The organism is Streptomyces sp. NPDC060028 (assembly GCF_042736725.1).
GTDB lineage: Bacteria > Actinomycetota > Actinomycetes > Streptomycetales > Streptomycetaceae > Streptomyces.
The window spans coordinates 1-23,784 of record NZ_JBHWVJ010000106.1; the positions used below are offsets into that span (position 1 = coordinate 1).

Below are 23,784 nucleotides of genomic sequence, written 5' to 3' on the forward strand. Positions count from 1 at the left end.
CCACCCCCTCGGGGGTGGCGCCCACCGTCATGTGCGGGTCAGCGCACGAGGCCCAGGGGCCTCAGCCGCCGAACTCCTCCAGGCCCTTCAGCGCCTGGTCCAGCAGGGCCTGGCGGCCCTCCAGCTCCCGGGCCAGCTTGTCGGCCTTCGCGTTGTTGCCCGCGGCGCGCGCGGCGTCGATCTGCCCACGCAGCTTGTCGACGGCCGCCTGGAGCTGACCCGTCAGACCGGCCGCGCGGGCCCGCGCCTCCGGGTTCGTACGGCGCCACTCGCCCTCCTCGGCCTCCTGGATCGCCCGCTCCACGGAGTGCATCCGGCCCTCGACCTTGGGACGCGCGTCCCGCGGTACGTGGCCGAGGGCCTCCCAGCGCTCGTTCAGGGAGCGGAAGGCCGCACGGGCCGCCTTCAGGTCGGTGATCGGGACGAGCTTCTCGGCCTCGTCGGCCAGCTCCTCCTTCAGCTTCAGGTTCTCGACCTGCTCCGCGTCGCGCTCCGCGAACACCTCGCCGCGGGCCGCGAAGAACACGTCCTGCGCACCGCGGAAGCGGTTCCACAGGTCGTCCTCGGACTCCCGCTGCGCCCGACCCGCAGCCTTCCAGTCCGTCATCAGATCGCGGTAGCGGGCCGCCGTGGGACCCCAGTCCGTCGACTTCGACAGCGACTCGGCCTCCGCGACCAGCTTCTCCTTCACCTTGCGCGCGTCCTCACGCTGCGCGTCGAGCGAGGCGAAGTGCGCCTTGCGGCGCTTGGAGAAGGCGGAGCGGGCGTGCGAGAAGCGGTGCCACAGCTCGTCGTCCGACTTGCGGTCGAGGCGGGGGAGACCCTTCCAGATGTCCACCAGGGCCCGCAGCCGCTCGCCGGCGCTGCGCCACTGGTCGCTCTGCGCCAGCTGCTCGGCCTCGACGACCAGGGCGTCCTTGGCCGCGCGGGCCTCGTCCGTCTGCTTGGCCTTCTGGACCTTGCGCTCCTCGCGCCGGGAGTCGACGGTCGCCACGAGCTTGTCCAGCCGGACGCGCAGGGCGTCGAGGTCGCCGACGGCGTGGTGCTCGTCCACCTGCGTGCGCAGGTGGTCGATGGCCGTCTGCGCGTCCTTGGCCGAAAGGTCGGTGGTCCGCACCCGTCGTTCGAGGAGGCCGATCTCGACCACAATGCCCTCGTACTTGCGCTCGAAGTAGGCCAGGGCCTCCTCCGGCGTGCCGGCCTGCCACGAGCCGACGACCTTCTCGCCATCGGCAGTACGCACGTACACGGTGCCGGTCTCGTCGACTCGGCCCCACGGGTCGCTGCTCACAGCGCCTCCTCCACCTGATGCCTGCGAGGGGGTTCGCCCCCCTGGGCATCGTCCACAGTTTCCTGGGGCGGGCAGCGCCCGCCCTGCACAACGCCAACATAGGCGACCGCCGGGCCGGCTGTCCGCATCCCGCACGACGGAATATCGCCGTACGGGCGGGACGCCGGCCCGTGCGGGCCGCCGTACTCCCGTCAGTTCTTGGTGACGGTGCCCTGCTCGATGGTGACCGGGGTCTTGGGCGCCCCGTCCTGGCCTCCGTCGACCGTGCCGGCCTTGGCCACGTCCTCCAGGGCCTTCAGGCCGGCCGCGTCGATCTTGCCGAAGGGCGTGTACGACGGAGCCAGCGGGCTGTCCTTGTAGACCAGGAAGAACTGGCTGCCGCCCGAGCCGGGCTGGCCGGTGTTCGCCATCGCCACCGTGCCCGCCGGATAGACCACCTGCCCCTGCTCGTTGGGCTTGCCCAGCGAGTCGAGGTTCTCGTCCGGGATGGTGTAGCCGGGGCCGCCCATGCCGGTGCCCTCGGGGTCGCCGCACTGGAGCACGAAGATCCCGGAGGTCGTCAGGCGGTGGCACTTGGTGTTGTCGAAGAACTTCTTGTCGGCGAGCGACTTGAACGAGTTGACCGTCTGCGGGGTCTTCGCCGCGTCCATCTCGAACGTGACGTCGCCCGCGCTGGTCTTCAGCGCGAAGGTGTACTTCGCCTTGTCGTCGATCGCCATCGCGGGCGAGGGCGACTGCTTCGGCGTCGGCGACGCCGAGGGGTTCGCGGCCGGGTCGGCCGCCTGGTCCTTCTTGTCCTTGTCGAACACGCCGCCGACCACGAGGCCGACGAGTGTCGCGACGACGACGGCCACCGCCGCGCCGATCACGGCCATCCGCCGACGCGTCTTGTGACGGGCCTCGACCCGACGCTTCTGCTGGCGCTCGTACTTTTCCCTGGCGAGCTGTCGCCGCCGCTGATCGCTCGTGACCACCGGGTCGTCTCCTTGTGCGTCTCTGGTACCGCTGTCCGGGCTGGGCTAGGCCGTACCGTATATGGGTTCGCTGTGTAATGAGCGGCGCCGGTAGGCTCTGAGCAGCAGCATTCCGATCCACGGCCGCTGCCGAAGCTCCCGCCGGACGACGATTGAGGGACGAACGTGCTGATTGCCGGGTTCCCCGCCGGGGCCTGGGGGACCAACTGCTATGTGGTCGCCCCCGCCGCCGGTGAGGAGTGCGTCATCATCGACCCGGGCCACCAGGCCACGCAGGGTGTCGAGGAGACGCTGAAGAAGCATCGGCTCAAGCCCGTCGCGGTCGTCCTGACCCACGGCCACATCGATCATGTGGCCTCCGTGGTCCCGGTGTGCGGAGCACACGACGTACCGGCCTGGATCCACCCCGAGGACCGCTACATGATGAGCGACCCGGAGAAGGCCCTCGGCCGCTCCATCGGGATGCCGCTCATGGGCGAGCTGACCGTGGGCGAGCCGGACGACGTCCGCGAACTCACCGACGGCGCCGCCCTGAAGCTGGCCGGAATGGACTTCTCGGTGGCCCACGCGCCCGGCCATACGAAGGGGTCGGTGACCTTCCGGATGCCCGAGCTGGCCGACATCCCGCCGGTCTTCTTCTCGGGCGACCTGCTCTTCGCCGGCTCCATCGGACGCACCGACCTGCCCGGTGGCTCCCACGCCGAGATGCTCCAGTCGCTGGCCCGCGTGTGCCTGCCGCTGGACGACTCGACGGTGGTGCTGTCCGGCCACGGTTCCCAGACCACCATCGGCCGCGAGCGCGCGACCAACCCGTACCTGCGGGAAGTCGCCGCCGGCCTGGGAGCGAACCCGAGTGGTGCCGCCCCCGCCCCACGACGAGGAATGTGACGAGAGTTTCGTGAGTACTTTCCAGGCCCCCAAGGGCACGTACGACCTGCTGCCGCCCCGCTCGGCGACCTTCCTCGCGGTGCGCGAGGCGATCGCCGCGCCGCTGAGGAACTCCGGCTACGGGTACGTCGAGACCCCCGGCTTCGAGAACGTCGAGCTCTTCTCCCGAGGTGTCGGCGAGTCCACCGACATCGTCAGCAAGGAGATGTACACCCTCACCACGAAGGGCGGCGACCAGCTGGCCCTGCGCCCCGAGGGCACCGCCTCCGTGCTGCGCGCGGCGCTCCAGGGCAACCTGCACAAGCTCGGCGGCCTGCCCGTCAAGCTCTGGTACTCCGGCTCGTACTACCGCTACGAGCGGGCGCAGGCGGGCCGCTACCGCCACTTCTCGCAGGTCGGCGCCGAGGCGATCGGCGCCGAGGACCCGGCGCTGGACGCCGAACTGATCATCCTGGCCGACCAGGCCTACCGTTCGCTCGGCCTGCGCAACTTCCGCATCCTGCTGAACTCGCTGGGCGACAAGGAGTGCCGTCCGGTGTACCGGGAGGCGCTCCAGGCCTTCCTGCGCGGGCTCGACCTGGACGCGGACACCGTGCGCCGGGCCGACATCAACCCGCTGCGGGTGCTCGACGACAAGCGGGCGGACGTCCAGAAGCAGCTGGTCGGCGCCCCGATGCTGCGGGACTTCCTGTGTGACGCGTGCAAGGCGTACCACGAGGAGGTGCGGGCGCTGGTGACGGCGGCCGGCGTCGCCTTCGAGGACGACGAGAAGCTCGTGCGCGGGCTCGACTACTACACCCGGACCACCTTCGAGTTCATCCACGACGGACTGGGCTCGCAGTCGGCGGTCGGCGGCGGCGGCCGCTACGACGGCCTGTCCGAGATGATCGGCGGCCCGGCGCTGCCGTCGGTGGGCTGGGCGCTGGGCGTGGACCGTACGGTGCTCGCGCTGGAGGCGGAGGGCGTCGCGCTGGACATTCCGGCGGCCACCTCGGTCTTCGCGGTGGCGCTGGGCGAGGCCAAGCCGGTGCTGTTCGGGCTCGTGACCGAGCTGCGGCGGGCGGGTGTCGCGGCGGACATCTCGTACGGGGGCAAGGGCCTCAAGGGTGCGATGAAGGACGCGAACCGGAGCGGGGCGCGCCTCGCCGTGGTCGCGGGTGACCGGGATCTCGCGGAGGGCGTGGTCCAGCTGAAGGACATGCAGTCCGGGGAGCAGACCTCCGTGGCGGTCGCCGATCTGGTCGCCACGGTCCAGGCCCGCCTGGCCTGACGGCCGTTGCACGTGGCGCGGGGTTCGCGGGGCTCTGCCCCGGCCGGGCCCCGCGCCTCCTTATGTCCACCGAACTTATGTCCACCGAACGGTGGACGGCAGGCCTCGTACGGCACAATGGCCCCTGCTTTATGACCTTGCAGATGTGGAGCGGGCGGTATGACGACACGAGGCACTGACGCAGACACCGCCGCACCGCGGACCGTCGGCGGCAGCCGGGCGCTGGCCCTGCTGCTCGTGATCACGGGAGCCGCGGGCCTGCTCGCCGCGTGGGTGATCACGATCGACAAGTTCAAGCTGCTGGAGGACCCGAACTTCACGCCGGCCTGCAGCCTGAACCCGATCGTCTCCTGCGGCAACATCATGAAGAGCGACCAGGCGTCCGCCTTCGGCTTCCCGAACCCGATGCTGGGGCTGGTCGCCTACGGGATCGTGATCTGCGTCGGGATGAGCCTGCTCGCCGGGGCCCGGTTCCGCGGCTGGTACTGGCTCACGCTCAACGCGGGCGCCCTCTTCGGCGTCGGCTTCTGCACCTGGCTGATGTACCAGTCGCTGTACAACATCAACTCGCTGTGCCTGTGGTGCTGCCTGGCCTGGGTCGCCACCATCGTCATGTTCTGGTACGTGACCTCGCACAACGTCCGCAACCGGCTGCTGCCCGCACCGGGCTGGCTGCGGGGCTTCTTCGACGAATTCGCGTGGGTGCCGCCCGTCCTGCACATCGGGATCGTCGGGATGCTGATCCTGACCCGCTGGTGGGACTTCTGGACCTCCTGATCCTCCAGGTCCCCCCGGTCCTTCCTGATCGGTCCGGCGGGAGTGTCGGTGGGCTCGCATAGGCTTCCCGTGTGGAACCAGATCTCTTCACCGCCGCTGCCGAAGACCGCCAGGAGAAGGACCCCTCGACTTCCCCGCTCGCCGTCCGGATGCGCCCGCGCACCCTGGACGAGGTGGTGGGCCAGCAGCACCTGCTGAAGCCGGGCTCGCCGCTGCGGCGGCTGGTGGGGGAGGGTGCCGGGGGACCGGCCGGAGCCTCGTCGGTCATCCTCTGGGGCCCGCCGGGCATCGGCAAGACCACGCTCGCGTACGTGGTCAGCCAGGCGACGCAGAAACGGTTCGTGGAGCTGTCCGCGATCACCGCGGGCGTCAAGGAGGTACGGGCCGTCATCGAGGGCGCCCGGCGAGCGGCGGGCGGGTACGGCAAGGAGACCGTGCTCTTCCTCGACGAGATCCACCGCTTCAGCAAGGCGCAGCAGGACTCGCTGCTGCCGGCCGTCGAGAACCGCTGGGTGACGCTGATCGCGGCGACCACGGAGAACCCGTACTTCTCGATCATCTCGCCGCTGCTGTCGCGGTCGCTGCTGCTGACGCTGGAGCCGCTGACGGACGAGGACCTGAGCGCCCTGATGCGGCGGGCCCTGACGGAGGAGCGGGGGCTGGGCGGGGCCGTTTCCCTGCCGGCCGATGCGGAGGCGCACCTGCTGCGGATCGCCGGTGGCGACGCGCGACGGGCGCTGACGGCGCTGGAGGCGGGGGCCGGGTCGGCCATCGCCAAGGGCGAGGACGAGATCACCCTCCAGACGGTGGAGGAGGCGGTCGACCGGGCTGCGGTCAAGTACGACCGGGACGGTGACCAGCACTACGACGTGGCGAGCGCGCTCATCAAGTCGATCCGCGGCTCGGACGTGGACGCCGCGCTGCACTATCTGGCGCGGATGATCGAGGCGGGGGAGGACCCGCGGTTCATCGCGCGCCGGCTGATGATCTCGGCGAGCGAGGACATCGGGCTGGCCGACCCGACGGCCCTGCCGATCGCCGTGGCGGCGGCGCAGGCGGTCGCGATGATCGGCTTCCCGGAAGCCGCGCTGACGCTGTCGCACGCGACCATCGCGCTGGCGCTGGCCCCGAAGTCGAACACCGCGACCACCGCGATCGGCGCGGCGCTGGCCGACGTCCGGGCGGGTCTGGCGGGGGCCGTGCCGGCGCATCTGCGGGACGGGCACTACAAGGGGGCGGCGAAGCTGGGGCACGCGGTGGGGTACGTGTACCCGCACGACGTGCCGGGCGGCATCGCCGCGCAGCAGTACGCGCCGGACGAGATCCACGGCAAGCGGTACTACGAGCCGACGCGGTACGGCGCGGAGGCGCGGTACGCGGACGTGGTGGAGAAGGTCCGCGAGCGCCTGCGCGGCGGCGGGTCCTGACCGCCGGCCCACTGCGGATCCGGGCGGAGCCCGGTTACGGGAGAGCCCTGGGGCTGCCGCGCATCGGACGTCCCGTGCCGTTGATCCTCAAAGTCGCCGCGGCCCTGGCCGGGCGGGTGCCGTCGCCGCCGGGGCCCGGCTGGCCGGGCTGAAGGTCGAGTGGGGCCGGAACCGGGAGACGTACCGGCGCGAGAACTTCGGCCGGTACCGGTCCGACGCAACCGACGCCGTGGGCGGCCGCAACGGGGCTGCGACACCCGCGACGACGTACTGCGCCGCGCCTTCGACGAACTGCGCGAGGGTGCCCGTGCGTCGTCCTGTCCGGGGTGCTGCACGACACGTACACCGGCAAGGAACTGCCCTACCTGCCCGGCGTAGGACCCGGAACCTCCTACGAGGCCGCCGAGAAGAGGGTGTGCATCGCGCGGCGCAGGCCGCCGACGTCGGCCACCGGATCCGGGAAGTCGAAGCGGGCGTCGAAGGAGCCGGTCGCGCCCCCGGTGAAGCGCACGCGCAGCCCCAGGCGGTCCAGGGCCAGCGGAATCGCCTTCATGCCGGAGTCCTCCCGCGCGCCCAGCAGGCCGCACAGCTCGCCGAGCCGGTCGCCGTGGGCCGCGTGCAGATGCTGGAGCAGCTCGCTCTCGTGCGCCACCATCGGGTCGGGCTCCGTCGCGGCGAGGTCCTCCGGGTCCACGTGCTCGGCGCCCCACAGGTCGTCGACCGAGATCTCGCCGACCTCCAGCCGGAGCAGGACCCATGCCTGGGGCCCCGACAATCCCAGCAGCTCACCCACCGGACGGCGTTCCGCGAGCAGCGCCGCACAGGCCGCGCGGTCGTCCCCGCGGACCGCGGTCAGCCACCCGGCCAGCCACGCGCGGCCTCGGATACGATGGGGCACGGACACCGGCGCCACATCCGTGATCTCGATCACGGCGGTGAGGTCGTCGTCCTGGGCGTGAGCGGCTGCCCTGGCAGCCGCGGATTCCCCTGATACCAGGAGAATCACGTCCCCGTCCGGGGTGACGGTCCGTGTGGCGGGCACCCCTGTCCCGAGTTCCTCCCGGTCACAAGCACCCGGGAGCATGAGGGATACTGAGGCGTTGGACTCTACGAGGGTTCGTACGCGTTCGGCTCCGGTGAGCTGCCGAACGCCTTCCCTGGGACGCGGCTGACCTTGCCTATCGTCGTCGAAAGCAGATCCTGTTTCGTTTGGATCTGAACTTCGATGCGCACTGGGCAGGGGGATCCCATGCGGTCGAGACATTACGTCCTCCTCGCTAAGGTAAGCCTCACCTAACTTACATGGAGGTAGGTTCCACGTGAACCAGAAGCGACCCAAGGTCAAGAAGTCGCGTGCCCTCGGCATTGCGCTGACCCCGAAGGCCGTCAAGTACTTCGAGGCCCGCCCCTACCCGCCGGGCGAGCACGGCCGTGGCCGCAAGCAGAACTCGGACTACAAGGTTCGTCTGCTGGAGAAGCAGCGTCTGCGCGCTCAGTACGACATCTCTGAGCGTCAGATGGCCCGCGCGTACGACCGCGCCAAGAAGGCCGAAGGCAAGACGGGCGAGGCGCTTGTCGTCGAGCTCGAGCGTCGCCTCGACGCCCTGGTTCTGCGTTCGGGCATCGCCCGCACCATCTACCAGGCCCGCCAGATGGTCGTTCACGGCCACATCGAGGTCAACGGCGACAAGGTCGACAAGCCGTCGTTCCGTGTCCGCCCGGACGACGTCATCACGGTGCGCGAGCGCAGCCGCGAGAAGGTTCCGTTCCAGGTTGCCCGTGAGGGTGGCTACGCAGGCGAGGGCGAGACCCCGCGCTACCTGCAGGTCAACCTGAAGGCCCTGGCCTTCCGCCTGGACCGCGACCCGAACCGCAAGGAAATTCCGGTCATCTGCGACGAGCAGCTCGTCGTCGAGTACTACGCCCGCTGATCCAGCGGACGTAGCCTCACAGGCTGGTCAGCCCGCCGGTTCCCCCTTGGGGGAGCCGGCGGGCTTCCTGTTTCCCCGGTGCCCTGCGCCCGAGCCCGAGCCCTCGCCCGTGCCCGTGCCCGGTCCGGCGGCCGGTCCCGGCGCAGGACGGGGCCGTGGCATCGACCCCGGCGCGGCCGCCGGCTCCGGCGCCCGCAGGGCCCGCTCCACCAGCTCGTCCACCGACAGGGTGCGCCCGTGCCCCGCGCACGCCGCGTACCGCTCGGCGCCCAGCAGCTCACCCGCCCGCTCCTGGCACATCAGCCGCGGGGCGTTGAAGTACCCCGAGCCGAAGAGCTGCATCCCCACCCCGTCCCACAGCGGCTCCGCGGCGCCCTGGAGCACCGCGGCCTCCGCCGGACTGCCCTCCGTGACGTTGACCAGCGCGAGCAGCTCCACCGCCAGCACCAGGCCCACCAGGTCCCGGAACGTGTGGTTGATGGTCACGCACTCCGTCAGCAGCCGCCGCGCCTGCGCCACGGCGCCCGCGTCGAGCGCCGCGTAGGCGAGGACGTACAGGGCGTAGGCCTTCGTCCAGCGCTCCCCGCGCTCCTCGCAGATGTCCCGGACCTCCTCGCTCAGCGCGAGCGCGGCCGGCAGGTCCCCCTGGAAGGCCAGGGTCATCGCCAGCTCCACCTGGCACATCAGCACGTTGCTGTTCAGCTCCCCGGCCGCCCGGTACCGCTCCAGCGCCGAGCGCAGCAGCTCCGCGGCCCGCCCCATGTCGTCCGAGATCAGCGCCAGGCAGCCGAGCCGGTGTACGGCGTAGGCCGCGGCCAGCGCGTTCCCGCTCGCCCGGGCCCGGTCCCGGCACTCGTACAGCGCGCTCATCGAGGCCACCGCGTCCCCCTGCAGGGCCGCGACGTAGCCGAGCACTCACAGCGCCTTCAGCCGCGAGCCCTCGTGCTCCGACTCCGCCGGGCCCCGGCCGCCCTCCAGGGTGCGCTCCAGCCAGTGCCGGCCCTCGGTGAGCCGGCCGCAGCCCGCCCAGTAGAACCACAGGGTGCCCGCCAGGTACCGGCCCAGGTGGATCTCCTCCGGCTCGTCCAGGCAGCACTCCAGCGCCAGCCGCAGATTCGGCAGCTCCGCCTCCACCAGCGCGGCCACCTCCTGCTGGCGCGGGCTGAACCAGTCGAGCTCGCACCACGTCGCCAGGCCCATGTACCAGTCCCGGTGCCGGCGCCGCAGCCGCCCCGCGTCGCCCAGCGACTCCAGCCAGCCCGCCCCGTAGATCCGTACGGTCTCCAGCATCCGGTAGCGCATGCCCGCGGCCGTCTCCTCCCGGACCAGCAGGGACTGCGAGAGCAGCTCCCCGACCAGGTCCAGCACGGACTCCACCGGCAGGTCCGGGCCCGCGCACACGTACTCGGCGGCGTCGAGGTCGAACTGCCCGCCGAACACCGAGAGCCGCGCCCACAGCAGCCGCTCCTCGGCCGTGCACAGCTCATGGCTCCAGCCGATCGCCGTACGCAGCGCCCGGTGCCGCGGCAGCGCCCCGCGCGAGCCGCCCGTCAGCAGCGTGAAGCGGTCCTCGAGCCGGGCCAGCACCTGCGCGGCGGACAGCGCCCGCAGCCGGCCCGCCGCCAGCTCCAGCGCCAGCGGGAGCCCGTCGAGCCGGGCGCACAGCTCGCCCAGCACGGCGCGGTTCGCGTCGGTCACGGCGAAGCCGGGGTCGGCCGCCGAGGCCCGCGCGGCCAGCAGCTCCAAGGCCTCGGCCGGATCCAGCGGGGCCAGCGGGAAGGCCAGCTCCCCGTCCACGGCCAGGGGCCGCCGGCCCGCCGCCAGCACCCGCAGGCCGGGGGAGCGGCGCAGCAGCTCCCGCACCAGCTCGGCGGTCTCCTCGACCAGCTGCTCGAACCCGTCGAGGACCAGCAGCAGCCGCCGCCCGGCCAGGTGTTCGGCCAGTACGGTCCGCGGCGGCCGGGTGGTGTGGTCGGTCAGCCCGAGCGCCTCGGCCAGGGTGAGCTCCAGCAGCGCCGCATCCCGTACGCCGGACAGCTCGGCCAGCCATACGCCGTCGCAGTAGCGTTCCTGCGCATCCTCGGCCGGCCATGGCCCGCGCGCCGCCGCCAGCGCCAGCCGGGACTTGCCCACCCCGCCGACACCGGTCACCGTGACCAGTCGCGAGGTCTCCAGCAGTCGCCCCAACTCCGCGAGTTCTCCACCCCGGCCGACGAAGCCGCCCAGCTCCGAGGGAAGATTGCCGCGGGGCCTGCCGGGGAGGGGTCTGTGTCGCATGGGACACGGAGGGTAGCGGTCCGCATGCGGCGCGTACAAGGCGAGGGGCGGCGCACCCGGAATTCCGGTACGGCCGGGGATCTCCGGCGCGATAGGGTCGGAGGACGACTTTTTCCGTGGATTTTCCAGGTGCAGGGAGCGGTGCAACGTGTCCGGTGGAGAGGTGGCCGGGATTCTCGTGGCCGTCTTCTGGGCCATCCTGGTCTCCTTCCTCGCCGTGGTGCTGGTGAGGCTGGCCCAGGTGCTCAAGGCGACCACCAAGCTGGTGGCCGACGTGACCGAGCAGGCCGTCCCGCTGCTCGCGGACGCTTCCACGACCGTCCGCTCCGCGCGCACCCAGCTCGACCGGGTCGACGCCATCGCGAGCGACGTCCAGGAGGTCACCTCCAACGCCTCCGCGCTGTCCTCCACCGTGGCCTCCACCTTCGGCGGCCCGCTGGTCAAGATCGCGGCCTTCGGCTACGGCGTGCGCAAGGCGCTCGGCCGGACGGACGAGGCGCCGCAGAAGACCCCCCGACGAACCGTGATCGTCGGCCGTACGGTGCCGGCTGCCCGGCGCCGGAAGCAGAAGGGCTGAGACCTCCGATGTTCCGCCGAGCCTTCTGGTTCACCGCCGGCGCGGCCGCCGGCGTGTGGGCCACCACCAAGGTCAACCGGCAGCTGAAGAAGCTGACGCCGGAGAGCCTCGCCGCCCAGGCCGCCGACAAGGCCGTCGAGGCGGGCCACCGCCTCAAGGACTTCGCGCTCGACGTCAAGGCGGGAATGACCCAGCGCGAGGACGAGTTGAACGACGCCCTGGGACTGCACCACGACCCCGACCGTCCCGACAACGTCACCGCCCTCCCGGGGCCGCGGCGGCTGCGGGCCATCGAGCACGACCAGCACGACCAGACCACCCACCGCCCGAACCACTCGGCGGTTACGTACAACCGGAATGAGGACCACTGATGGAGTCGGCTGAAATCCGCCGCCGCTGGCTGAGCTTCTTCGAGGAGCGCGGTCACGCCGTTGTCCCTTCGGCGTCGCTCATCGCGGACGACCCGACTCTGCTGCTGGTCAACGCGGGCATGGTCCCCTTCAAGCCGTACTTCCTCGGCGAGACCAAGCCCCCGGCCCCCCGCGCCACCAGCGTGCAGAAGTGCGTGCGTACGCCGGACATCGAAGAGGTCGGCAAGACCACCCGCCACGGCACGTTCTTCCAGATGTGCGGCAACTTCTCCTTCGGCGACTACTTCAAGGAAGGCGCCATCCAGTACGCCTGGGAGCTGCTCACCAGCCCCGTGGCGGACGGCGGCTTCGGCCTTGAGCCCGAGAAGCTCTGGATCACCGTCTACCTCGACGACGACGAGGCCGAGCAGATCTGGCGCGAGAAGATCGGCGTCCCCGCCGAGCGCATCCAGCGCCTGGGCAAGAAGGACAACTTCTGGTCCATGGGCGTCCCGGGTCCCTGCGGCCCGTGCTCCGAGATCAACTACGACCGCGGCCCCGACTTCGGCGTCGAGGGCGGCCCCGCGGTCAACGACGAGCGCTACGTGGAGATCTGGAACCTGGTCTTCATGCAGTACGAGCGCGGCGCCGGCGACGGGAAGGAAGACTTCCCGATCCTCGGCGACCTGCCGTCGAAGAACATCGACACCGGTCTGGGTCTCGAGCGCCTCGCCATGATCCTGCAGGGCGTACAGAACATGTACGAGACCGACACCCTGCGCGTGGTCATGGACAAGGCCACCGAGCTGACCGGCGTGCAGTACGGCGCCGCCCAGGGCACCGACGTCTCGATGCGCGTGGTCGCCGACCACATCCGCACCTCCGTCATGCTCATCGGCGACGGCGTCACCCCCGGCAACGAGGGCCGCGGATACGTGTTGCGCCGCATCATGCGCCGCGCCATCCGCAACATGCGCCTCATGGGTGCCACGGGTCCGGTCGTCCAGGACCTCGTCGACGTCGTGATCAACACGATGGGGCGGCAGTACCCGGAGCTGGTCACCGACCGCAAGCGCATCCAGACCGTCGCGCTCGCCGAAGAGGCCGCCTTCCTCAAGGCCGTCAAGGGTGGCACCAACATCCTCGACACCGCCGTGACCGAGACCAAGGCCGCCGGCGGCACGGTCCTCTCCGGCGACAAGGCCTTCCTGCTCCACGACACCTGGGGCTTCCCGATCGACCTCACCCTGGAGATGGCCGCCGAGCAGGGCCTCGCCGTGGACGAGCCCGGCTTCCGCCGCCTGATGCAGGAGCAGCGCGACCGCGCCAAGGCCGATGCCAAGGCCAAGAAGACCGGCCACGCGGACATGTCCGCCTACCGGGAGATCGCCGACGGCTCCGGCGCCACCGAGTTCACCGGCTACGCCACCACCCAGGGCGAGTCCACCATCGTCGGCCTCCTGGTCAACGGCGTCTCCGCGCCCGCCGCCTCCGAGGGCGACGAGGTCGAGGTCGTCCTCGACCGCACCCCCTTCTACGCCGAGGGCGGCGGCCAGCTCGCCGACCAGGGCCGCATCAAGCTCGACTCCGGCGCCGTCATCGTCGTCCGCGACGTCCAGCAGCCGGTCCCCGGTGTGTCCGTGCACAAGGGCTCCGTCCAGGTCGGCGAGGTGACGGTGGGCGCCTCCGCGTACGCCGCCATCGACATCAACCGCCGCCGGGCCATCGCCCGCGCCCACTCCGCCACGCACCTGACCCACCAGGCCCTGCGCGACGCCCTGGGCCCGACGGCCGCCCAGGCCGGCTCCGAGAACTCGCCCGGCCGCTTCCGCTTCGACTTCGGCTCCCCGAACGCCGTCCCCGGCACGGTGCTCACCGACGTCGAGCAGAAGATCAACGACGTGCTCTCCCGCGAGCTCGACGTCACCGCCGAGATCATGAGCATCGACGAGGCGAAGAAGCAGGGCGCCATCGCCGAGTTCGGCGAGAAGTACGGCGAGCGCGTGCGCGTCGTGACCATCGGCGACTTCTCCAAGGAGCTGTGCGGCGGCACGCACGTCGGCAACACCGCCCAGCTGGGCCTGGTGAAGCTGCTCGGCGAGTCCTCCATCGGCTCCGGCGTACGCCGTGTCGAGGCCCTCGTCGGCGTGGACGCGTACAACTTCCTCGCCAAGGAGCACACCGTCGTCGCCCAGCTCCAGGAGCTGGTCAAGGGCCGTCCCGAGGAGCTCCCGGAGAAGATCGCCTCCATGCTCGGCAAGCTGAAGGACGCCGAGAAGGAGATCGAGAAGTTCCGCGCGGAGAAGGTCCTCCAGGCCGCTGCCGGTCTCGCCGCGAACGCCCAGGACATCCACGGCGTCGCCCTCGTCGTGGGCACCGTCCCGGACGGCACCGGCGCCGACGACCTGCGCAAGCTGGTCCTCGACGTCCGCGGCCGCATCCAGGGCGACCGCCCGGTCGTCGTCGCCCTGTTCACCGTGGCGAACGACCGCCCGCTGACCGTCATCGCCACCAACGAGGCGGCCCGCGAGCGCGGCCTCAAGGCCGGCGACCTGGTCCGTACGGCCGCCAAGACCCTCGGCGGCGGCGGTGGCGGCAAGCCGGACGTCGCCCAGGGCGGCGGCCAGAACCCGGGCGCCATCCCGGAGGCCATCAGCGCCGTCGAGCGCCTCGTCGTCGAGACGGCCTGACGATGACTCTGCGCCGCGGCCGCCGGCTCGCCGTCGATGTCGGGGACGCCCGGATCGGGGTCGCCTCGTGCGACCCCGATGGGGTGTTGGCCACACCGGTCGAGACCGTTCCGGGACGGGACATCCCCTTCGCCCACCGGCGGCTGCGGCAGCTCGTCGAGGAGTACGAGCCCCTCGAAGTCGTGGTCGGCCTGCCCCGCTCGCTCAGCGGGCGGGAGGGGCCGGCCGCGGCCAAGGTGCGTGTCTTCGCGAACGAACTGGCGAAGGGCATCAAGCCGGTGACGGTCCGTCTGGTGGACGAGCGGATGACCACGGTCACCGCCGCCCAAGGGCTGCGGGCCGCCGGTAGGAACGCGAAGAAGGGCCGGTCGGTCATCGACCAGGCAGCCGCAGTGGTCATCCTTCAGAACGCTTTGGAGACCGAACGGGTATCAGGTAATCCGCCTGGTGAGTGCGTCGAAGTAATTGTCTGATCGCGATACGGTAACGTTCCGCGCGACGTGACGGCATTCGAACAGCCGTCGCCCACCACCAAAGAGGCGGAACCGGGTGTCGCGGCAGACGGAGCCGCGGCCTTCGTCTCGCGGCTCTAGGGGATCGATGACTGAGTATGGCCGGGGCCCTGGCCCCGAACCGTGGCACCCTGAGGACCCGCAGTACGGGGACCAGGGGTGGATCGGGCACGAGCCCCAGCAGGGCCGGATGCCCTATGGCGGTGGCCCGCAGCAGCAGTATCCGCAGGAGCCGCAGTACCAAGACCCGCAGTACCAAGACCCGCAGTACCCGGAGCCGCAGTACCAGCAGCAGCCCCACCCACAGCAGTACCAGCAGCAGCCGCAGCAGCCGACGTACGGCGGCGGCCAGGTCTGGGACACCGGCCAGGGCCAGTACCTGGAGGTCCCGCAGACCACCGACCCGTACGCGGGCGGCGTGGACCCGTACGCCCAGCAGCAGCCCGTCGCCGCCTACCCCGGCGAGGCCCCCGACCTCTACAGCACCGCCGAGGCCTACCCGCCGCCGCAGCCCCCGGGCCGGCGCCGCGTGGCCACGGAGCCCGAGGAACAGTGGCAGGACGAGGAGACGGCCGAGGAGGCCGACTCGTTCCTGGCCGGCGGCGCGGGCAAGGGCGGCGACGGCGACGAGCCCTCCGGCCGCCGCTCCGGCCGCTCGAAGGACAAGCCGAAGAAGCGCAGCGGTACGGCGTGCCTGGTCGCGGCCGTCGTCATCATCGGCGTGGTCGGCGGTGGCGGCTACTACGGCTACACGTACCTCAAGGCCAAGTTCGGCGCGGCCGAGGACTACGCGGGCGAGGGCACCGGCTCCGTCAGCATCGACATCCCCAAGGGCACCGGCCTCGGTGAGATGGGCCGCATCCTCAAGGCGCACGGCGTCGTCGCGAGCGCGCAGGCCTTCGTCGACGCCGCTCACGTGCACCCCAAGGGCGGCGCCATCCAGGCCGGCTCGTACGCGATGAAGGAGCACATGTCGGGCAAGGCCGCCGTGGACCTCATGGCGAACGGCGCCGGCCTCAACGCCCTCGACGTCATCCCGGGCTGGCGCAACGTCCAGGTCTACGAGGCCATCGACAAGCGCCTCAAGCTCAAGGACGGCACGACGCACGACGTCGCCACCAAGGAGTTCAAGACCCTCGGGCTGCCCGACTGGGCCAACACCAACCCGAAGATCAAGGACCCGCTGGAGGGCTTCCTCTACCCGGCGCGCTACGACCTGAAGAAGGAGGCGACCCCGCAGACCCTCCTCAAGGAGATGGTGGCCAAGGCCACCCAGGCCTACGGGAACGCGGACCTCAAGGCGCAGGCCGCGAAGCTGAACCTGGAGAATCCGCTCCAGCTCCTCACCGTCGCGAGCCTCGTCCAGGCCGAGGGCAGGTACCAGCACGACTTCGACAAGATCTCCCGGGTCGTCTACAACCGCCTCAAGCCGGGCAACACCGAGACGTACGGCCTGCTCGACTTCGACTCCACGGTCAACTACATGAAGGGCCAGAGCACGCTGGACATCGGTTCCGTCGACGAGCTCCGCAAGATCGACGATCCGTACAACACGTACAAGATCAAGGGCCTGCCGGCCGGTCCCATCGGCAACCCCGGTCCGGACGCGCTGAAGTCGGCGCTCAACCCGGCACCCGGCCCCTGGTACTACTTCGTGTCGATCAACGAGGACGAGACGCTGTTCGCCGTGACGAACGCCGAGCACAACCGCAACCGCGAGAAGTACGAAGAGGAACGGAAGAAGACCGGCCAGTGATACGCGCAGCAGTGCTGGGCTCACCCATCGAGCACTCCCTCTCCCCGGTGCTGCACCGCGCCGCGTACCAGGAGCTCGGCCTCGACGACTGGTCCTACGACCGGTTCGAGATCGACGAGGCCGCGCTCCCGGCGTTCGTGGCCGGCCTCGGCGCCGAGTGGGCCGGGCTCTCGCTGACCATGCCGCTCAAGCGGGCGATCATCCCGCTGCTCGACGGGATCAGCGACACCGCCGCCTCGGTCGAGGCGGTCAACACGGTCGCCCTCACGAAGGACGGCCGGCGGATCGGCGACAACACCGACATCCCCGGCCTGATCTCCGCGCTCCGCGAACGGGGCGTGGAGAAGGTGGAGTCCGCCGCCGTCCTCGGCGCCGGGGCCACCGCCTCCTCGGCGCTCGCCGCGCTCTCGCGGGTCTGCGCCGGCGAGGTCACGGCGTACGTCCGTTCGCGGGCCCGCGCCGACGAGATGCGCCACTGGGGCGAGCGGCTCGGCGTGCCCGTCCGCACGGCCGACTGGTCGGACGCGGCCGAGGCGCTGACGGCGCCGCTGGTGATCGCCACGACCCCGGCCGGTGCGACGGACGAGCTGGCCGCGGCCGTGCCCGAGCGCCCCGGCACGCTGTTCGACGTCCTGTACGAGCCCTGGCCGACCGCGCTCGCCGCGGCCTGGTCCGAGCGCGGCGGAAAGCTCCTCGGCGGCCTGGACCTCCTGGTCCACCAGGCGGTGCTCCAGGTCGAGCAGATGACGGGCCGCACCCCGGGCCCGCTCGCCGCCATGCGGGCCGCCGGTGAAGCGGCCCTGCGCGAGCGCCACATGTAGGGAGCGGATAGCCGCACCCGTCACCCTGCGTGGGTGCGTCGTCGTCCGACAGTTGGACCGAGGGCGGCGCACCGACCCGGACATGGGAGGATCGGGTGAGGCGGGTCCGGGCCGCGCACCCGATCGCGCCGTCGCTGTACCAGGCGCGAGCATGAGGAGCATCGTTGAGCAGGTTGCGTTGGCTGACCGCCGGGGAATCGCACGGACCGGCGCTGGTGGCGACGCTGGAGGGGCTTCCCGCCGGCGTCCCGGTCACCACCGAGCTGGTGGCCGACCACCTGGCCCGGCGCCGGCTCGGCTACGGGCGCGGTGCCCGGATGAAGTTCGAGCAGGACGAGATCACCTTCCTCGGCGGCGTTCGCCACGGGCTGTCGCAGGGGTCACCGATCGCCGTCATGATCGGCAACACCGAGTGGCCCAAGTGGGAGACCGTGATGTCGGCCGACCCGGTCGACCCGTCGCTGCTCAAGGAGACCGGCCGTAACGCGGCGCTGACCCGCCCGCGCCCCGGCCACGCCGATCTCGCGGGCATGCAGAAGTACGGCTTCTCCGAGGCCCGCCCGATCCTGGAGCGTGCCAGCGCCCGCGAGACCGCCGCGCGCGTCGCCCTCGGAGCCATCGCCCGGTCCTTCATCAAGGAGACCGCGGGCATCGAGATCGTCTCGCACGTCGTCGAACTGGCCGCCGCCAAGGCCCCGTACGGCGTCTACCCGACCCCCGCCGACGTCGAGAAGCTCGACGCGGACCCGGTGCGCTGCCTCGACGCCGACGCGTCGAAGGCGATGGTCGCGGAGATCGACCAGGCCCACAAGGACGGCGACACCCTCGGCGGAGTCGTCGAGGTCCTCGCGTACGGGGTGCCGGTCGGCCTCGGCTCGCACGTCCACTGGGACCGCCGCCTCGACGCGCGCCTCGCGGCCGCGCTCATGGGCATCCAGGCCATCAAGGGCGTCGAGGTCGGCGACGGCTTCGACCTCGCCCGCGTGCCCGGCTCCCAGGCCCACGACGAGATCGTCTCCACCCCCGAGGGCCTCAGGCGCACCTCCGGCCGCTCCGGTGGCACCGAGGGCGGTCTGACCACCGGCGAGCTGCTGCGCGTACGGGCCGCGATGAAGCCGATCGCGACCGTGCCGAAGGCGCTCGCGACCGTGGACGTCGCCACCGGCGAGGCCGCCGTCGCGCACCACCAGCGCTCCGACGTCTGCGCCGTGCCCGCCGCGGGCATCGTCGCCGAGGCCATGGTCGCCCTGGTGCTGGCCGACGCCGTCGTCGAGAAGTTCGGCGGCGACTCCGTACCGGAGACCCGGCGCAACGTGCGCTCGTACCTCGACAACCTGCAGATCCGGTGACGGGGGGACCAGTGGTCGTCCTGGTCGGACCCATGGGGTCCGGCAAGTCCACGGTGGGCGAGCTGCTCGCACAGCGGCTCGGCGCGGCCTACCGGGACACCGACGCGGACATCGTCGCCGCGCAGGGCCGGGAGATCTCGGACATCTTCGTCGACGAGGGCGAGCCGTACTTCCGCGAGCTGGAGCGGCAGGCGGTCGCGGCCGCCGTCGCCGGGCACACCGGAGTCCTCGCCCTCGGCGGCGGGGCCGTCCTCGACGAGGGGACGCGCGCGCTGCTGGCCGGGCTGCCCGTCGCCTATCTGTCGATGGACGTCGAAGAGGCCGTACGACGCGTGGGCCTCGGCGCCGCGCGCCCGCTGCTCGCCGTCAACCCGCGCCGCCAGTGGCGCGAGCTGATGGAGGCCCGGCGCCCCCTGTACACCGAAGTCGCGCGAGTCGTGGTGGCCACCGACGACCGCACCCCCGAAGAGGTCGCCCAGGCGGTCCTCGACGCTCTGGAGTTGAAGGACGTATGACAGACCAGGTGACGCGCATCCACGTCGGCGGCGGCGCCGGCCACGACCCGTATGACGTGCTGGTCGGCCGTCAGCTGCTCGGCGAACTGGGCAGCCTGATCGGTACGAAGGCCCGGCGGGTCGCCGTGATCCACCCCGAGGCCCTGGCCTCGACCGGAGAGGCCCTGCGCGACGACCTCGCCGAGCAGGGCTACGAGGCCGTCGCCATCCAGGTGCCGAACGCCGAGGAGGCCAAGACGGCCGAGGTGGCGGCGTACTGCTGGAAGGCGCTCGGCCAGTCCGGCTTCACCCGGACCGATGTGATCGTCGGCGTCGGCGGCGGCGCCACCACCGACCTCGCGGGCTTCGTCGCGGCCACCTGGCTGCGCGGGGTGCGCTGGATCGCCGTGCCGACCACCATCCTGGCCATGGTGGACGCCGCGGTCGGCGGCAAGACGGGCATCAACACCGCCGAGGGCAAGAACCTCGTCGGCGCCTTCCACCCGCCGGCGGGCGTGCTCTGCGACCTCGCCGCGCTGGATTCGCTGCCGGTCAACGACTACGTCAGCGGCCTCGCCGAGATCATCAAGGCCGGTTTCATCGCCGACCCGGTGATCCTCGATCTGGTCGAGGCGGACCCGGAGGCGGCGCGCACGCCCGCGGGGCCGCACACGGCCGAGCTGATCGTGCGCTCGATCCAGGTCAAGGCCGACGTGGTCTCCAGCGACCTGAAGGAGGCCGGGCTGCGGGAGATCCTCAACTACGGCCACACCCTCGCGCACGCCATCGAGAAGAACGAGCGCTACAAGTGGCGCCACGGCGCCGCCGTGTCGGTGGGCATGGTCTTCGCGGCCGAGCTCGGCCGGCTCGCGGGCCGCCTCGACGACGCGACGGCCGACCGGCACAAGGCGGTGCTCGCCTCGGTGGGGCTGCCGCTGACCTACCGCGGCGACCAGTGGCCCAAGCTGCTGGAGGCCATGAAGGTCGACAAGAAGTCCCGCGGCGACCTGCTGCGCTTCATCGTGCTGGACGGGCTGGCCAAGCCGACCGTGCTGGAAGGGCCCGACCCGGCCGTCCTGGTGGCGGCGTTCGGCGAGGTCGCGGCCTGAGCGGTCGACCTGACCGGCGGGCGTGAACGAACGGGCGTGAACGGGCGGGCGTGAACCGTCGGACACCCGCGGTCGTATAACGTTCTCGCATCAGTCGTGTGGGAACGAGACGGAGTGGCACCGGATGCAGCATGGAGTGGGGGGCGTGAGCTGGGAGTCGTCGGGTCAGCACCCGGCGGCGCCCCCGCAGCCGCCGATACCGCCTGCGCAGGGCTGGCCGGTGCCGCCCGTGCCGGTGGCCGCGGCGCCCCCCGTACAGCACGCGCCGATGGCGTCGGCCGCGCCGGTCCCCGACGCGGCCACCGGGCACGTCCCGCTGCCGCCCGCGGTCGCGGGGACCGGCGGGGCCACGCTCGCCGTCCTGCTCATCGGCCCCGCCGGGGCGGGCAAGACCACCGTGGCCCGGCACTGGGCGGCCACCCGGCCCGTCCCCACCGCGCACATCAGCCTGGACGACGTACGGGAATGGGTGTGCTCGGGCTTCGCGGACCCGCAGGCGGGCTGGAACGACCATTCCGAGGCCCAGTACCGCCTCGCCCGCCGTACGTGCGGTTTCGCCGCCCGCAACTTCCTGGCGAACGGCATCTCCTGCATCCTCGACGACGCCGTCTTCCCCGACCGGCCGGTGGTCGGGCTCGGCGGCTGGAAGCGGCACGTGGGGCCCGCCCTGCTGCCCGTCGTGCTGCTGCCGGGCCTGGAGATCGTCCTGGAGCGCAACGCGGCCCGCTCCGGAAACCGCCGGCTCTCCGACGAGGAGGTCGCGCGGATCCACGGCCGCATGGCGGGCTGGTACGGCTCCGGACTGCCGATCATCGACAACTCGCACCTGGACGTCGACGGCACCGCCCGCGCCCTGGACGAGACGCTGGCCCGGGCCATCGCGGCGCCCCCGCCCTGGTGATGTCGCGGCGGGGCCCCGGAGGCCCCGTCCGGACGCGCTCACCAGGCCGGATGCGCCGGGCGCTCGTAGGCTCGAAAACATGTCAGACGTGTACGCGGCCCGCCGGGGCCTGCTTCGCGACCGCTGTGCCGCCGCGGGGAACGCCGCCGCACTGATCACGCGTCCGGCGAACGTCCGCTACCTCACCGGGGCGTCTCCGCTGGGCGCCGTACTCCTGGTCGGGCCCGCCGGCGAGGACATGCTCTTCTGCGCCGGCCCGCCCACCGGGGAGTCCGACGAAGGGCGGCTCGACGAGCGGCTGAGGCTCTCCGTGCTGGAGGGTCCCGGCAGTGACCCGGCCGTCGCGGCCGCCGACCTGGCCGCCTCCGCGCGGGCCGAGTCCCTCGCCGTCGAGGAGCACCACCTCACCGTCGGCCGCCACCGCGCCCTGCGCTCCGTCGCGCCCAGGCTGCGCCTCGCGGACCTCGGCACGGCCGTCGAACAGCAGCGCCTGGTCAAGGACGAGGAGGAGATCGCCTGCCTGCGGATCGCCGCGGAGATCGCCGACCAGGCCCTGGGCGAGCTCTTGGAGTCGATCCTCGTGGGCCGCACGGAGCGGCACCTGGCCCTGGAGCTGGAGCGCCGCCTGGTGGACCACGGGGCCGACGGACCGGCCTTCCCGACCTCCGTGGGCACCGGCCCGCACTCGGGCCGCTCCCGGCACCGGCCCTCCGACCGGCGCGTGGAGGAGGGCGACTTCCTGTCCGTCTGCCTGGGCGCGAACTACCGCGGCTACCGGTGTGAGATCGGCCGTACCTTCGTGATCGGCACCACCCCCGCCGACTGGCAGATCGAGCTGTACGAGCTCGTCTTCGCGGCCCAACGGGCCGGGCGCGAGGCCCTGCTGCCCGGCGCCGCGTACCGCGATGTGGACCATGCCGCCCGCTCCGTACTCGACTCCGCAGGTCATGGTGAAGCCCTCGCTCCGTGGACCGGACACGGCGTCGGTCTCGAAATCGACGAGGACCCGCAGCTTGCACCTACGGCAATGGGTAAACTGGACGCTTGCGTGCCGGTCACCGTCGAACCGGGGGTTCACCTCCCGGGCCGGGGAGGTGTCCGGATCGATGACACGCTCGTCGTACGCCCCGAGGCGGACGGCGGTCCCGAGCTACTCACCATTACGACCAAGGAACTGCTTGCGCTCTAGCCCGCCGCGGCGGGCTGTGCGCGCACCCGTGGTCTTCCAGTGCAGGAGATTCCGCAACCGTGGCTTCCACGAACGACCTCAAGAACGGCATGGTGCTCAAGCTCGACGGTGACCAGCTCTGGTCCGTCGTCGAGTTCCAGCACGTCAAGCCCGGCAAGGGCCCGGCCTTCGTGCGCACCAAGCTCAAGCACGTGCTCTCCGGCAAGGTCGTCGACAAGACCTTCAACGCCGGCACGAAGGTCGAGACGGCCACCATCGACCGCCGTGACATGCAGTTCTCGTACATGGACGGCGAGTACTTCGTCTTCATGGACATGGGCACCTTCGACCAGCTGATGGTCGACAAGAAGGCTGTCGGCGACGCCGCCAACTTCCTGCTGGAGGGCTTCACCGCCTCCGTGGCGCAGCACGACGGCGAGGTGCTCTACGTCGAGCTCCCGGCCGCGGTCGAGCTCGTCATCGAGCACACCGACCCGGGCGTCCAGGGCGACCGCTCCACCGGCGGCACCAAGCCCGCCACGCTGGAGACCGGTTACGAGATGCAGGTCCCGCTCTTCGTCACCACCGGCGAGAAGGTCAAGGTTGACACCCGCACCGGCGGCTACCTCGGCCGGGTGAACAGCTAACCGTGGCTGCCCGGAGCAACGCGCGCAAGCGCGCTTTCCAGATCCTGTTCGAGGCCGACCAGCGCGGGGTGCCCGTGCGCGAGGTCCTCGCGGACTGGATCCGCCACGCGAGGTCCGACGACCGGCAGCCGCCGGTCAGCGCCTTCACGATGGATCTCGTCGAGGGGTACGCCGACAAGGTGGACCGCATCGACGACCTGATCATCACCTACGCCGTGGACTGGGACCTCGACCGCATGCCGGTCGTGGACCGGAACATCGTGCGCCTCGGTGCCTACGAGCTGATCTGGGTGGACGACACCCCGGACGCCGTGGCCATCGACGAGGCCGTCCAGCTGGCCAAGGAGTTCTCCACGGACGAGTCGCCCTCGTTCGTGAACGGGCTGCTCGGCCGGTTCAAGGACCTGAAGCCGAACCTGCGCCGCAGCGAGAGCTGACGCGCGCCGACGCTTCCTACGGAAGGGCCCCCCCCGCCCCCCCCGGGGGGCCCGACGGAATGGGGGGGGGGCGGCCGGGGGCGCCCGGACGCCACAGGAGCGTAATAAACAAGGACGCAGCCCCCGCAAAAGAGGGTG

General features: G+C 71.5%; 21 protein-coding genes and 1 pseudogene. 18 read left to right on the forward strand and 4 right to left on the reverse strand.

Going from position 1 to position 23,784, the window contains the following annotated elements:
- Positions 1-61 precede the first annotated feature (61 nt).
- Entirely contained in the window at positions 62-1,291 is a 1,230-nt protein-coding gene (locus ACFWBF_RS33220; protein WP_385608364.1) for a DUF349 domain-containing protein, read from the reverse strand.
- A gap of 191 nt (positions 1,292-1,482) precedes the next feature.
- Positions 1,483-2,265 carry a peptidylprolyl isomerase gene (locus ACFWBF_RS33225; protein WP_385608365.1) on the reverse strand — a complete coding sequence of 261 codons (783 nt, stop codon included), beginning with the start codon at positions 2,263-2,265 and terminating at the stop codon, positions 1,483-1,485.
- A gap of 165 nt (positions 2,266-2,430) precedes the next feature.
- On the opposite strand from ACFWBF_RS33225, the gene ACFWBF_RS33230 reads away from it, so the two are divergent.
- The 4 genes from ACFWBF_RS33230 to ACFWBF_RS33245 all read left to right on the forward strand — a co-directional run bounded on the left by ACFWBF_RS33230 (position 2,431) and on the right by ACFWBF_RS33245 (position 6,627).
- Positions 2,431-3,153 carry an MBL fold metallo-hydrolase gene (locus ACFWBF_RS33230; protein WP_385608366.1) on the forward strand — a complete coding sequence of 241 codons (723 nt, stop codon included), beginning with the start codon at positions 2,431-2,433 and terminating at the stop codon, positions 3,151-3,153.
- A 10-nt stretch (positions 3,154-3,163) separates the two neighbouring features.
- Positions 3,164-4,423, forward strand: coding sequence for a histidine--tRNA ligase (gene hisS, locus ACFWBF_RS33235; protein ID WP_385608367.1), 1,260 nt, complete (start codon positions 3,164-3,166; stop codon positions 4,421-4,423).
- A gap of 159 nt (positions 4,424-4,582) precedes the next feature.
- On the forward strand, positions 4,583-5,200 hold the full coding sequence (locus ACFWBF_RS33240; RefSeq protein WP_385608368.1) for a vitamin K epoxide reductase family protein: 618 nt from the start codon (positions 4,583-4,585) through the stop codon (positions 5,198-5,200).
- 71 nt (positions 5,201-5,271) lie between these two features.
- Positions 5,272-6,627, forward strand: a complete 1,356-nt coding sequence (locus tag ACFWBF_RS33245; RefSeq protein ID WP_385224754.1) for a replication-associated recombination protein A — start codon at positions 5,272-5,274, stop codon at positions 6,625-6,627.
- A 391-nt stretch (positions 6,628-7,018) separates the two neighbouring features.
- On the opposite strand, the gene ACFWBF_RS33250 is transcribed toward ACFWBF_RS33245, so the two are convergent.
- The gene (locus tag ACFWBF_RS33250) at positions 7,019-7,711 is read right to left on the reverse strand and encodes a DUF2470 domain-containing protein (protein ID WP_385608369.1); all 693 of its coding nucleotides are present in this window, start codon (positions 7,709-7,711) and stop codon (positions 7,019-7,021) included.
- A 235-nt stretch (positions 7,712-7,946) separates the two neighbouring features.
- Here ACFWBF_RS33250 and rpsD point away from each other — a divergent pair, with 235 nt between their 5' ends.
- On the forward strand, positions 7,947-8,558 hold the full coding sequence (gene rpsD, locus ACFWBF_RS33255; protein ID WP_008740451.1) for a 30S ribosomal protein S4: 612 nt from the start codon (positions 7,947-7,949) through the stop codon (positions 8,556-8,558).
- 27 nt (positions 8,559-8,585) lie between these two features.
- On the opposite strand, the pseudogene ACFWBF_RS33260 reads toward rpsD, so the two are convergent.
- Positions 8,586-10,835 (reverse strand): annotated as a pseudogene (locus ACFWBF_RS33260) (ATP-binding protein).
- A gap of 148 nt (positions 10,836-10,983) precedes the next feature.
- Between ACFWBF_RS33260 and ACFWBF_RS33265 the strand changes: the two are divergent.
- The 13 genes from ACFWBF_RS33265 to nusB all read left to right on the forward strand — a co-directional run bounded on the left by ACFWBF_RS33265 (position 10,984) and on the right by nusB (position 23,646).
- The gene (locus tag ACFWBF_RS33265) at positions 10,984-11,412 is read left to right on the forward strand and encodes a DUF948 domain-containing protein (RefSeq protein ID WP_385608370.1); all 429 of its coding nucleotides are present in this window, start codon (positions 10,984-10,986) and stop codon (positions 11,410-11,412) included.
- An 8-nt stretch (positions 11,413-11,420) separates the two neighbouring features.
- Positions 11,421-11,783, forward strand: a complete 363-nt coding sequence (locus ACFWBF_RS33270; protein ID WP_385608371.1) for a DUF6167 family protein — start codon at positions 11,421-11,423, stop codon at positions 11,781-11,783.
- Complete coding sequence (gene alaS, locus ACFWBF_RS33275) at positions 11,783-14,452, forward strand: alanine--tRNA ligase (protein ID WP_385608372.1); 2,670 nt, start codon at positions 11,783-11,785, stop codon at positions 14,450-14,452. Before ACFWBF_RS33270 ends, alaS begins: the two co-directional genes overlap by 1 nt.
- 2 nt (positions 14,453-14,454) lie before the next feature.
- Positions 14,455-14,925: a Holliday junction resolvase RuvX gene (gene ruvX, locus ACFWBF_RS33280; RefSeq protein WP_385608373.1), complete on the forward strand. Its 471-nt coding sequence runs from the start codon at positions 14,455-14,457 to the stop codon at positions 14,923-14,925.
- A 127-nt stretch (positions 14,926-15,052) separates the two neighbouring features.
- A complete protein-coding gene (gene mltG, locus ACFWBF_RS33285) occupies positions 15,053-16,720 on the forward strand; it encodes an endolytic transglycosylase MltG (protein ID WP_385608374.1) in 1,668 nt (555 codons plus the stop codon).
- A complete protein-coding gene (locus ACFWBF_RS33290) occupies positions 16,717-17,541 on the forward strand; it encodes a shikimate dehydrogenase (RefSeq protein ID WP_385608375.1) in 825 nt (274 codons plus the stop codon). The genes mltG and ACFWBF_RS33290 overlap by 4 nt, the downstream gene beginning before the upstream one ends.
- A 164-nt stretch (positions 17,542-17,705) precedes the next feature.
- Positions 17,706-18,890: a chorismate synthase gene (aroC, locus tag ACFWBF_RS33295; RefSeq protein WP_385608376.1), complete on the forward strand. Its 1,185-nt coding sequence runs from the start codon at positions 17,706-17,708 to the stop codon at positions 18,888-18,890.
- The gene (locus ACFWBF_RS33300; RefSeq protein WP_385608377.1) at positions 18,887-19,405 is read left to right on the forward strand and encodes a shikimate kinase; all 519 of its coding nucleotides are present in this window, start codon (positions 18,887-18,889) and stop codon (positions 19,403-19,405) included. The genes aroC and ACFWBF_RS33300 overlap by 4 nt, the downstream gene beginning before the upstream one ends.
- A complete protein-coding gene (aroB, locus tag ACFWBF_RS33305; protein ID WP_385608378.1) occupies positions 19,402-20,493 on the forward strand; it encodes a 3-dehydroquinate synthase in 1,092 nt (363 codons plus the stop codon). Before ACFWBF_RS33300 ends, aroB begins: the two co-directional genes overlap by 4 nt.
- 124 nt (positions 20,494-20,617) lie before the next feature.
- The gene (locus ACFWBF_RS33310) at positions 20,618-21,394 is read left to right on the forward strand and encodes an AAA family ATPase (RefSeq protein WP_385608379.1); all 777 of its coding nucleotides are present in this window, start codon (positions 20,618-20,620) and stop codon (positions 21,392-21,394) included.
- 79 nt (positions 21,395-21,473) lie between these two features.
- Positions 21,474-22,583 (forward strand): aminopeptidase P family protein, encoded by a 1,110-nt coding sequence (locus ACFWBF_RS33315; protein WP_385608380.1) that lies wholly within the window; start codon positions 21,474-21,476, stop codon positions 22,581-22,583.
- A gap of 59 nt (positions 22,584-22,642) precedes the next feature.
- A complete protein-coding gene (gene efp / locus ACFWBF_RS33320; RefSeq protein WP_385224782.1) occupies positions 22,643-23,209 on the forward strand; it encodes an elongation factor P in 567 nt (188 codons plus the stop codon).
- A 2-nt stretch (positions 23,210-23,211) separates the two neighbouring features.
- Entirely contained in the window at positions 23,212-23,646 is a 435-nt protein-coding gene (gene nusB, locus ACFWBF_RS33325) for a transcription antitermination factor NusB (protein WP_385224784.1), read from the forward strand.
- Positions 23,647-23,784: the final 138 nt, after the last annotated feature.

What these genes read in the sequence shown, in the direction of transcription:
- ACFWBF_RS33240 (WP_385608368.1), top strand. Translation starts at nt 4,583, where the DNA reads ATGACGACACGAGGCACTGACGCAGACACCGCCGCACCGCGGACCGTC.
- ACFWBF_RS33250 (WP_385608369.1), bottom strand. Translation starts at nt 7,711, where the DNA reads ATGCTCCCGGGTGCTTGTGACCGGGAGGAACTCGGGACAGGGGTGCCC.
- ACFWBF_RS33270 (WP_385608371.1), top strand. Translation starts at nt 11,421, where the DNA reads ATGTTCCGCCGAGCCTTCTGGTTCACCGCCGGCGCGGCCGCCGGCGTG.
- alaS (WP_385608372.1), top strand. Translation starts at nt 11,783, where the DNA reads ATGGAGTCGGCTGAAATCCGCCGCCGCTGGCTGAGCTTCTTCGAGGAG.
- ruvX (WP_385608373.1), top strand. Translation starts at nt 14,455, where the DNA reads ATGACTCTGCGCCGCGGCCGCCGGCTCGCCGTCGATGTCGGGGACGCC.
- mltG (WP_385608374.1), top strand. Translation starts at nt 15,053, where the DNA reads ATGACTGAGTATGGCCGGGGCCCTGGCCCCGAACCGTGGCACCCTGAG.
- aroB (WP_385608378.1), top strand. Translation starts at nt 19,402, where the DNA reads ATGACAGACCAGGTGACGCGCATCCACGTCGGCGGCGGCGCCGGCCAC.
- ACFWBF_RS33310 (WP_385608379.1), top strand. Translation starts at nt 20,618, where the DNA reads ATGCAGCATGGAGTGGGGGGCGTGAGCTGGGAGTCGTCGGGTCAGCAC.
- ACFWBF_RS33315 (WP_385608380.1), top strand. Translation starts at nt 21,474, where the DNA reads ATGTCAGACGTGTACGCGGCCCGCCGGGGCCTGCTTCGCGACCGCTGT.